This is a genomic window from [Mycobacterium] fortunisiensis (assembly GCF_019050325.1).
Classification (GTDB): domain Bacteria; phylum Actinomycetota; class Actinomycetes; order Mycobacteriales; family Mycobacteriaceae; genus Mycobacterium; species Mycobacterium fortunisiensis.
In genome coordinates this window covers 467848-476829 of sequence record NZ_VOMB01000002.1, presented here as the reverse complement: position 1 = coordinate 476829, position 8982 = coordinate 467848, and the positions used below count along the sequence as shown (strand labels likewise).

11 protein-coding genes are annotated in these 8982 nt (G+C 67.1%); 6 read left to right on the top strand and 5 right to left on the bottom strand.

Features of this window, described 5'->3' with window-relative positions; all coding sequences use genetic code 11:
• Window positions 1-226: 226 nt before the first annotated feature.
• Entirely contained in the window at window positions 227-904 is a 678-nt protein-coding gene (locus FR943_RS02720) for a hypothetical protein (RefSeq protein WP_308170430.1), read from the bottom strand.
• Between the two features lie 29 nt (window positions 905-933).
• Between FR943_RS02720 and FR943_RS02715 the strand changes: the two genes are divergently transcribed.
• On the top strand, window positions 934-1680 hold the full coding sequence (locus FR943_RS02715) for an SDR family NAD(P)-dependent oxidoreductase (RefSeq protein WP_217154722.1): 747 nt from the start codon (window positions 934-936) through the stop codon (window positions 1678-1680).
• Here FR943_RS02715 and FR943_RS02710 read toward each other — a convergent pair.
• Both FR943_RS02710 and FR943_RS02705 read right to left on the bottom strand, forming a co-directional pair.
• Entirely contained in the window at window positions 1677-2312 is a 636-nt protein-coding gene (locus FR943_RS02710; protein WP_217154721.1) for a PaaI family thioesterase, read from the bottom strand. The genes FR943_RS02715 and FR943_RS02710 overlap by 4 nt on opposite strands.
• Window positions 2309-3604, bottom strand: coding sequence for an adenylosuccinate synthase (locus FR943_RS02705; RefSeq protein ID WP_217154720.1), 1296 nt, complete (start codon window positions 3602-3604; stop codon window positions 2309-2311). Before FR943_RS02705 ends, FR943_RS02710 begins: the two co-directional genes overlap by 4 nt.
• Window positions 3605-3787: 183 nt before the next feature.
• On the opposite strand from FR943_RS02705, the gene FR943_RS02700 reads away from it, so the two are divergent.
• Genes FR943_RS02700 through FR943_RS02690 form a run of 3 tightly spaced genes read left to right on the top strand, consistent with a single transcriptional unit; the run spans window position 3788 to window position 6019 of the window.
• A complete protein-coding gene (locus FR943_RS02700; RefSeq protein ID WP_246584790.1) occupies window positions 3788-4291 on the top strand; it encodes a hypothetical protein in 504 nt (167 codons plus the stop codon).
• Window positions 4292-4300: 9 nt separating this feature from the next.
• The gene (locus FR943_RS02695; protein ID WP_217154718.1) at window positions 4301-5080 is read left to right on the top strand and encodes a site-2 protease family protein; all 780 of its coding nucleotides are present in this window, start codon (window positions 4301-4303) and stop codon (window positions 5078-5080) included.
• A 39-nt stretch (window positions 5081-5119) separates the two neighbouring features.
• Window positions 5120-6019, top strand: a complete 900-nt coding sequence (locus FR943_RS02690; protein WP_217154717.1) for a cation diffusion facilitator family transporter — start codon at window positions 5120-5122, stop codon at window positions 6017-6019.
• Here the strand turns inward: FR943_RS02690 and FR943_RS02685 are convergent.
• On the bottom strand, window positions 6016-6432 hold the full coding sequence (locus FR943_RS02685) for a DUF3151 domain-containing protein (protein ID WP_217154716.1): 417 nt from the start codon (window positions 6430-6432) through the stop codon (window positions 6016-6018). The genes FR943_RS02690 and FR943_RS02685 overlap by 4 nt on opposite strands.
• Before the next feature lie 64 nt (window positions 6433-6496).
• Between FR943_RS02685 and FR943_RS02680 the strand changes: the two genes are divergently transcribed.
• Together FR943_RS02680 and FR943_RS02675 are read left to right on the top strand one after the other, a co-directional pair.
• Entirely contained in the window at window positions 6497-7264 is a 768-nt protein-coding gene (locus FR943_RS02680) for an Rv0361 family membrane protein (RefSeq protein ID WP_217154715.1), read from the top strand.
• Window positions 7265-7273: 9 nt separating this feature from the next.
• Entirely contained in the window at window positions 7274-7867 is a 594-nt protein-coding gene (locus FR943_RS02675; protein ID WP_372448060.1) for a CHAP domain-containing protein, read from the top strand.
• On the opposite strand, the gene fbaA is transcribed toward FR943_RS02675, so the two are convergent.
• Window positions 7864-8901 (bottom strand): class II fructose-bisphosphate aldolase, encoded by a 1038-nt coding sequence (gene fbaA, locus FR943_RS02670; protein WP_217154714.1) that lies wholly within the window; start codon window positions 8899-8901, stop codon window positions 7864-7866. The two genes, FR943_RS02675 and fbaA, sit on opposite strands and share 4 nt — an antisense overlap.
• Window positions 8902-8982: the final 81 nt, after the last annotated feature.

The window sequence follows — 8982 nt, the reverse complement described above, 5'->3', positions numbered from 1 at the left end:
GTTCGGCTTCCCGGCGCAGATCCAACTCGCCGATGGCGGCCAGTCGGGCGGCGATGGCCGCTGATTCGGCCCGGGCGGCGGTGGTGATCGCGTCGATCAGCCCAGCCCCCGCATCGGCCCCGGAACCGCCTTCACCATCACTGTCGAACATGTATTCGATTATGCCATCGGGCACAGACAAAAGTGGCCGATCTCTCAGGACATCGGTGACAGATAGACCACAAGCTCAGGGCCGGACGGAACTCTCGCCGTCCCCTGGGAGATCGATGACCCCAGCGCGGACCAGGAGCAGCACGCTGACGGCAAGCACCCACGCCGGGAAGGCCAGCGTCAACCACATGCTCAATTCGCTACCGAGCAGCAGCATCGCCGCGACGAGGTAGGTCGTGAAGACGAGCGCGCGGGGCATCAGACCTGTTTTCAGCCAGATCGTGGCCAACGACATCATGAACACCGCCGCCATCCGGATCCCGTAAGTCTTGCTCAACGCCATCAGCAGCATCTGCCCGAAGGTGGCGACCTCGGAATGCACTGCGGCATCGACCATTCCGGCCTTGCTCGCGATCAAGCCGGCGCCAACTGCAGACGACGCGAACATCATTGCCAGGAACAGGATTCCACTGCCGAGGAAGACCGAGGAGAAGAACCGGTCCTCGAAACGTCCGAATCCGTCACGCACCACGCCGATGAACCACAGAAATGCGATACCGGCGAAGGGCATCACCACGGCTGCCACCCGCAGTCGTGTGGTCGCGCCTTCGATCCATTGGGAACCGGGTTCGGCGCCCTCGGGCAGCGCGGTGCGGATCAGCACCAGCGCAACCCCGAACAACACGGCGAACAACACGCCGGCGGCCGCCGCAGCCCGCGGCGTCGACAAGCGGTGCAGATGTCGTTGGACCACTGCGTCATCGTGGCATCTACGATGACGCGATGTCACTGACTGGCAAAAATGCATTGGTCACCGGGGCGACGAGCGGGATCGGCCGCGCCACCGCAGCACTTCTCGCCGAGCGCGGCGCACACGTCCTGGTGAGCGGCCGGGACGTTGACCGCGGCGCCAAAGTGGTGACCGAGATCCGCAACGCCGGGGGCACCGCCGACTTTGTGGGCGCCACTCTGACGGATGCCGCCAGTGCCCGCACACTCGCAGACCGCGCCGCCGAGCTGACCGGCCAAGTCGACATTCTGGTCAACAACGCCGCGATCGCGGTTTTCGGCCCCACTGCCGGTATCCAGGAAGCCGATTTCGACGCCTGCTACGACATCAACGTCAAGATCCCGTTCTTCCTCGTCGGGGCGATCGCCCCGACCATGGCCGCACGCGGAAAGGGCGTCATCGTCAATGTCAGCACGATGGTCTCGATGCTGGGCAGCGCCGGGTCGGCGGTCTATGCCTCGTCGAAGGCCGCGCTGAACCTGCTGACGAAATCCTGGGCGGCCGAGTACGGGCCCAAAGGCGTGCGGGTCAATGCCGTGGCGCCTGGCCCCACCCTCACCGAAGGCACCGCCGAGCAGTACGGCACCGATCAACTCGCCGCGCTGGCAAAGCGGTCACCGGCCGGACGGGTCGCTGAGCCCGACGAAATCGCAAGGGTCATCGGGTTTTTGGTCAGCGAGGAGGCGAGCTTCATCCATGGCGCAGTACTGGCGGCCGACGGCGGCCGTACCGCCATCTAAGGCTGGCCGGGCAACAGCCTGATCATCAGGCCGTGCGCCTCGGCCAGCAGATTCTCGTCCGGATCACGCAGCTCGGCATTGACAAACGCCTTGCGTCCCTCAGCTTCTCGCACCCATCCGCGGGCCGTCAGCTGGGTGTCGATGGGCGTCACCTTGCGGTAGTCCACATGCAGAAACGCCGTGCGGCTGATCGGCCGGCCGGCGGCGTGGATCACCATCCCGAACACCGAGTCGAACAGCAGCGGCAGCACGCCGCCGTGCACGGCATAGTTGCCACCGACGTGAAATCGACTGAACTGCACGTGTAATTCGACGCCCTCGGGCTCGAACTTCGACATGGTCCACGGCGGCATCAGCAGGCTGCCCGCACCCGGCAATGACGGCACCCGGTTGGCCGGCCCTACACCCTCGCCGGCCTGGTACGGATCGAGCAGCTTGACGAGTTCCTCGGCGCGGTCGGCCGCGTCGTTCCAGGTGTCGCTGTCGGGTGCGGCCGAGACAGCCAGGTCCTGCACCCGGCGCATCGCGGTCAGGAACCTGCCGAAACCCGGACCCGGTTCAGCCGGTTTGAAAACCGGGAATCCGCCGTGCTGTTCGAAAACGGATTCCGATTCACTGGCCCCATCACTCATCGGTCGGCCAGAACGTCGCGCCGCACGATCGTCTGCTCCCGGCCCGGCCCCACACCGATGCACGAAACATGTGCGCCGGCAAGCTCTTCCAGACGCAACACGTAATCTTGGGCCTTGGCGGGAAGGTCCGAGAACTCACGCGCCGTGGAGATGTCCTCCCACCAGCCGGGCAGTTCCTCGTAGATCGGCTCGGCCTTTGCGATGTCGGCCTGCGTCATCGGCATCTCGTTGGTGCGCTTGCCGTCCACCGTGTAGCCGACGCACACCGGCACCGTCTCCAACGACGACAGCACGTCGAGCTTGGTCAGGAAGTAGTCGGTGATGCCGTTGACCCGGGTGGCGTACCGCGCGATGACCGCGTCGAACCAGCCGCAGCGACGGGCCCGGCCGGTGGTCACCCCGACTTCTCCGCCGGTCTTGGCCAGATAGGCACCGTGCTCGTCGAACAACTCGGTGGGGAACGGGCCCGAACCGACGCGGGTGGTGTAGGCCTTGAGGATTCCCAGCACGGTGGTGATGCGCGTCGGCCCGATCCCGGATCCGACGGCGGCGCCGCCGGCTGTCGGGTTGGAGGAGGTGACGTAGGGGTAGGTGCCGTGGTCGACGTCGAGCAGCGTGCCCTGCGACCCCTCCAGCAGCACGGTCTCGCCCTTTTCCAGCGCCTGGTTGAGCAGCAGCCGGGCATCGGCGATGCGGTGTTTGAAGCCTTCGGCCTGGGTGAGCAGGTTCTCCAGCACCTCGGCCGGTTCCAGCGCCTTACGGTTGTAGATCTTGACCAGCACCTGGTTCTTGAATTCCAGTGCGCCCTCGATCTTTTCGGCCAGCAACTGCTCGTCGAGCACGTCGGCCACGCGAATGCCGATGCGGGCAATCTTGTCCTGATAGCACGGGCCGATGCCGCGGCCGGTGGTGCCGATCTTCTTGCTGCCGGCGTAGCGCTCCACGACCTTGTCGATCGCCACGTGATACGGCATCAGCAGGTGCGCATCGGCCGAGATCAACAGGCCCGCGGTGTCCACACCGCGATCTTCCAGGCCTGACAGCTCGTTGAGCAGCACACCGGGGTCGACCACCACGCCGTTGCCGATGACGTTGGTGACCCCGGGCGTCAAGATGCCCGACGGGATCAGGTGCAGTGCGAAGTTCTCTCCGGTGGGCAGGACGACGGTATGCCCGGCGTTGTTGCCCCCCTGGTAGCGAACGACCCACTGCACGCGACCACCGAGCAGATCGGTGGCTTTACCTTTGCCCTCGTCGCCCCACTGGGCGCCGATGAGGACGATTGCCGGCATGGCGTAATCTCCCGCCTAATCTTCCGCACTAATGTGATGCAGCCGGTAGGCCACCTTATCCCAGCACACGCCAGGAACCCATTTGTCCGACCTCGAGGAGCAGTTTTGAGCACCGCAGGTGAGGTTGCGGTGGCCGCTGCGACGCGTGTCCCGCGCCCGCTGCGCGGCCTGCCACAGGTCGACATGGACGATGTCGGAAACTACCGCAGGGTGGTCGTGACCGGCGGCGACGCCGAGCTGGCCGCGGTGCTCACCGCGCTGCTGCGCGCCGATCGGCTCGACGTCGAGGTGGCACCGGCCACGGGCAACTGGTCGGCCCGGCGCGCGCTGCGCGCCCCGGCCCGGCGTGTCCCGCTGATCCGCGACGAGACCGGAACGGTGCTGGTCAGCGCCGCACAATGGCACGGGCTCGACGGTGCGCAGCTACAGGGCGAAGCCATCGTCGACGACTGCGTGCTGTTCGACGGTGAAGCCCCCGGCGTCCGGGTGGAACCCACCTCGGACCTGCCGGGCCTGCGCGCCAGCCTGCTCACCGCGCGGGGCCGGCCGAACCGCTGGGTCGTCGGACGCGCCGCGCAACTGGGCACCCCGGGTGCGCAAGTCATCCGCGACGGGGTGCCCGCACCGCGGACGGTGCGTCGCTCCACGTTCTACCGGCACACCGAGGGTTGGCTGCGCGTCGGCTAGCGTCGAATCGTGAACATCCGCCCGATGCATCAGTCGGTACGGCCCAGCCCGGTCTTCCTGGCCGTCGTCGCGCTCACTGTCGCCGGTGGGGTGCTGGCCTGGCTGGCCGCCGACAACGTCAAGCCGCTGTCGTATGTGGGCGTGTTCATCCTGGTGATCGCGGGCTGGCTGGTGTCGCTGTGCCTGCATGAATTCGGTCACGCCTACACCGCCTGGCGATTCGGCGATCACGACGTCGCAGTGCGCGGGTATCTGACCCTCAACCCGCTCAAGTACTCCCATCCCCTGCTGTCCCTGGGTTTTCCGGTGCTGGTCATCGCGCTGGGCGGAATCGGGCTGCCCGGTGGCGCGGTGTACGTCCGGACCTCGTGGATGACGGCCCGACAGAAGACCCTGGTCAGCTTGGCCGGCCCGACCGCCAATGTGGTGCTGGCGGCGCTGCTGCTGGGCATCGTCGCGGCGTTCTACGACCCGGGCCATGGCGTGTTCTGGTCCGGCCTGGCGTTCCTGGCCTTCCTCCAGGTCACCGCGGTCGTGCTGAATCTGCTACCGGTGCCGGGGCTGGACGGCTACGGCGCACTGGAGCCCCACCTGAGCCCCGACACGCAGCGGGCCGTGGCGCCCGCCAAGCAGTGGGGCCTGTTCATCCTGTTGATCCTGCTGTTCACGCCTGCGCTCAACCGGTGGTTCTTCTCGGTGGTGTTCTGGTTCGTCGACGTCTCCGGCGTGCCGAGCCAACTGGTGTCCATCGGCAGCCAGTTGACCCGGTTCTGGTCAGCCTGGCTCTGACGCTTGCCACATATGCGTATTTACGCATATATTCTCGGCATGGGCGCCGGCCACGATCACAGCCACCACAGCAGCGACACCCGCGTCAGCAGGATGGTCATCGCGGCCGCGATCCTCACCGGCTTCTTCGTCCTCGAACTGGTCACGGCACTGCTGATCAACTCGATCGCGCTGCTGGCCGATGCCGGTCACATGCTCACCGACCTGGTCGCCATGTTCATGGGGCTGACCGCGGTATTGCTCGCGCGGCGCGGCAGCTCGTCGCCGGCGCGCACATACGGCTGGCACCGGGCCGAGGTCTTCACCGCGGTGGCCAACGCCGCCCTGCTGCTCGGCGTCGCCGCATTCATCCTGTACGAGGCCGTCGAGCGCCTGGGCAATGCGCCCGACGTGCCCGGCGTCCCGATGATCGTCGTCGCGCTGGCCGGCCTGGCCGCCAATGCCGTGGTGGTACTGCTGCTGCGCTCACACTCCAAGGACAGCCTGGCCGTCAAGGGCGCCTACATGGAAGTGGTCGCGGACACCGTCGGCAGCATCGGCGTCCTGATCGCCGGCATCGTCACCGTCACCACCGGCTGGCCGTACGCGGACGTGGTGGTCGCCGTGCTCGTCGCACTCTGGGTGCTCCCGCGCGCCATCGCGCTGGCCCGGGCTGCCCTGCGGATCCTCAGCGAGTCCTCCCCGCAGCACATCGACGTCGACGAACTCCGGGCTGCGCTGGCCTCGGTCGACGGCGTCACCGGCGTCCACGATCTGCACGTCTGGACGCTGGTGCCCGGCAAGGACATGGTCACCGCCCACCTGACCAGCAGCGCCGACACCGCCCGGGTACTCGACGATGCCCGTGCGGTGCTGCATGCCCGGGGCCTGGCGCACGCCACCGTTCAGGTGGAGCCGCCCGACGCGGCGGAAGACTGTTCCTGCGAAGCGAAGGACTAGGCCAGGCCGAGCTCGCCGCGCGCCGACGGGTCGCAATCGTCGAGCAGGTCCAGGCAGCGCTGGAACTCGTCGGTCTCGCCGATGTCGTCCGCGGCCCGCGCCAACGACGCCACGCACCGCAGGAACCCCTGGTTGGGCTCATGGGCGAACGGAACCGGGCCGAAACCCTTCCAGCCGTTGCGCCGCAGCTGATCCAACCCGCGGTGGTAGCCGGTGCGGGCATACGCGTAGGCGGTGACGGCCTTGTCGTCGGCGAGCGCCTGCTCAGCCAGCACCGCCCAGGCGATCGATGCCGACGGGTGCGCGGCGGCCACCACGGCGGGCTTTTCGCCCGCGGCCAATTCGTCCTCCGCCTCCGGGTCCCCGGGAAGCAGGACCGGCTCCGGTCCCAACAGATCACCCATCCGTGTCATGGGCCTATTGTGCACCGACCGATAAGCTCCACCGGTACCGACGTACGGGAGGACCGCAGCAGGGATGTCGAACCCAACGGGACGGGACGAGGACAACACACCTACCGAGAAGGTCGAGCTGTCGGAGCTGACCGACCCGGCCACCGAGATCATCGGCTCACGCGATGAGGTCACCGAGGCCGTGCACCTCGATGAGGAGCGGCGCTTCACCGCGCCGTCGGGGTTTGACGACTCGACGCAGAAGATCGACACCCCGCCGGACCCCGAGACCGAGGTCTTCGCCCCACCGGCCGACGGCGACACCGTCGCTGCGGAGGTACCGAAAGGTGCTGCTCCACAGGTGATCCCACCGCGTGAGGAATCGGACGAGACGCCGCCGACCACCGCCCGCCGTAGCTGGGGCTGGGTGATCGCGGTCCTACTGGTGATCGCCGCGCTGGTGGCGATCGCGGTGCTCGGCACCGTTCTGCTGACCCGGGACTCCTCCTCGTCGAGCTCCCAGGAGGACCAGGTCAAAGCGACCATCGAGGACTTCGACTCCGCCATCCAGCGCGGCGATCTGGCCGCCCTGCGGTCGATCACCTGCGGCAGCACCCGGGACAACTACGTCAAGTACGACCAGCAGGCCTGGGACGAAACCCATGCCCGGGTCGAAGCAGCCAAGCAGTACCCGGTGGTCGCCAGCATCGACCAGGTCGTGGTCAACGGCGATCACGCCGAGGCCAACGTGACGAGCTTCATGGCCTTCGCCCCGCAAACCCGGTCCACCCGCAGCTTCGACCTGCAGTTCCGCGACAACCAGTGGAAGATCTGCCAGGCCCCCACCGGCTAGCCTGACCGGGTGACCCTGCGCGCACCCAAGCTCTGGTCGACCCCCAAGGTGTGGTTGACATTGTGCGCACTCGGCGCGGTGATCGTGGTCGGGCTGGCCACCGTGCTCATTCGCGATCAACACGTCCTGACCCGACCCACGCCCTTCCCCGCGATCGACCGCGCTGCTCTCGAGCCGGCCCAGGCCCGCATCATCGAGGTCCTACAGGCGCAGTACGACGCCCAGCCCGGCGGCAGCCATTTCTCCGAGGACGTCGAGGAGCCGTGGTGCGCCGACTTCGTCAGCTGGGTGCTGAACGAGGCGGGCCAGCCGCTGGCCAACCCCAATTCCGGACACTGGCGCATCCCGGGCGTGTACACGCTGCAGGAGTACTACCAGGCCAGTGGACGGTTCATCGAGCCCGGCGGCTACCACCCGCAAGTCGGTGACGTGGTGATGTACGCCGAAGGCAGCCCGCTCGGGTTGCACACGAATTTCGTTGTGGCCGTGGACGGCACCACGATCACGACGGTGGGCGGCAACGAGGAGGGAGGCATCCGGGTGCACACCCTCGATGACGACGAGATCGCGGGCATCCTCGGATTCGGGCGCATGGCCGGCTAGCCGCCGGTGACGCTGCGCCCGGCGCTGTGTAGGTCGTTGCAGGCCTCGATGACGCGCTCGGTCATCGAGGCCTCGGCCTTCTTCAGGTAGCTGCGCGGGTCGTAGACCTTTTTGTCGCCGACTTCTCCGTCCACCTTCAACACACCGTCGTAATTGGTGAACATGTGCGCGGCCACCGGCCGGGTGAAGGCGTACTGGGTGTCGGTGTCGACGTTCATCTTCACCACGCCGTATTTGAGGGAGTCCTCGATCTCGGACTTCAGCGAGCCCGAGCCACCGTGGAAGACGAAGTCGAAAGGCTTTGCGTCGTCCGGTAATCCGAGCTTGGCGGCGGCCACCCGTTGCCCTTCGGCCAGCACCTCGGGACGCAGCACCACGTTGCCCGGCTTGTACACGCCGTGCACGTTGCCGAACGTCGCGGCCAGGAGATAGGCACCCTGCTCACCGGCACCCAACGCGTCGATGGTCTTCTCGAAATCGTCGGAACTGGTGTAGAGCTTGTCGTTGATCTCGGCCTCGACGCCGTCCTCTTCCCCGCCGACGACGCCGATCTCCACCTCCAGCACGATCTTCGCGGCCGCGGCGGCCCGCAGCAGCTCCTGGGCGATGGTGAGGTTCTCGTCGATCGGCACCGCCGAGCCGTCCCACATGTGCGATTGGAACAGCGGATTGCGTCCGGCCGCGACCCGCTCACGCGAGATCGCCAGCAGCGGCCGCACATAGGTGTCGAGTTTGTCCTTCGGACAGTGGTCGGTGTGCAGGGCCACGGTGACCGGGTACTTCGCGGCGATCACGTGGGCGAACTCGGCCAGGGCGACGGCACCGGTCACCATGTCCTTGACGCCCAGCCCCGAGGCGAACTCGGCCCCGCCGGTCGAGAACTGGATGATGCCGTCGCTACCCGCTTCGGCGAAGCCCTTGATGGCGGCGTTGATCGTCTCCGACGACGTGCAGTTGATGGCCGGGAACGCGAAGGAATGCTCCTTGGCCCGGCCCAGCATCTCGGCATACACCTCGGGCGTGGCGATCGGCATGGCGATTCCTTCCGTCTGGATGCGGGTTATCGCAGGTGAATACCGGCAGCACTGCCCAGGTACCCTTGGGAGTCGTGATCG

Coding starts and splice junctions, on each gene's coding strand:
- FR943_RS02705 (WP_217154720.1), bottom strand. CDS start 3,604: ATGCCGGCAATCGTCCTCATCGGCGCCCAGTGGGGCGACGAGGGCAAA.
- FR943_RS02710 (WP_217154721.1), bottom strand. CDS start 2,312: ATGAGTGATGGGGCCAGTGAATCGGAATCCGTTTTCGAACAGCACGGC.
- fbaA (WP_217154714.1), bottom strand. CDS start 8,901: ATGCCGATCGCCACGCCCGAGGTGTATGCCGAGATGCTGGGCCGGGCC.
- FR943_RS02700 (WP_246584790.1), top strand. CDS start 3,788: ATGGACGATGTCGGAAACTACCGCAGGGTGGTCGTGACCGGCGGCGAC.
- FR943_RS02715 (WP_217154722.1), top strand. CDS start 934: ATGTCACTGACTGGCAAAAATGCATTGGTCACCGGGGCGACGAGCGGG.
- FR943_RS02685 (WP_217154716.1), bottom strand. CDS start 6,432: ATGACACGGATGGGTGATCTGTTGGGACCGGAGCCGGTCCTGCTTCCC.
- FR943_RS02690 (WP_217154717.1), top strand. CDS start 5,120: ATGGGCGCCGGCCACGATCACAGCCACCACAGCAGCGACACCCGCGTC.
- FR943_RS02680 (WP_217154715.1), top strand. CDS start 6,497: ATGTCGAACCCAACGGGACGGGACGAGGACAACACACCTACCGAGAAG.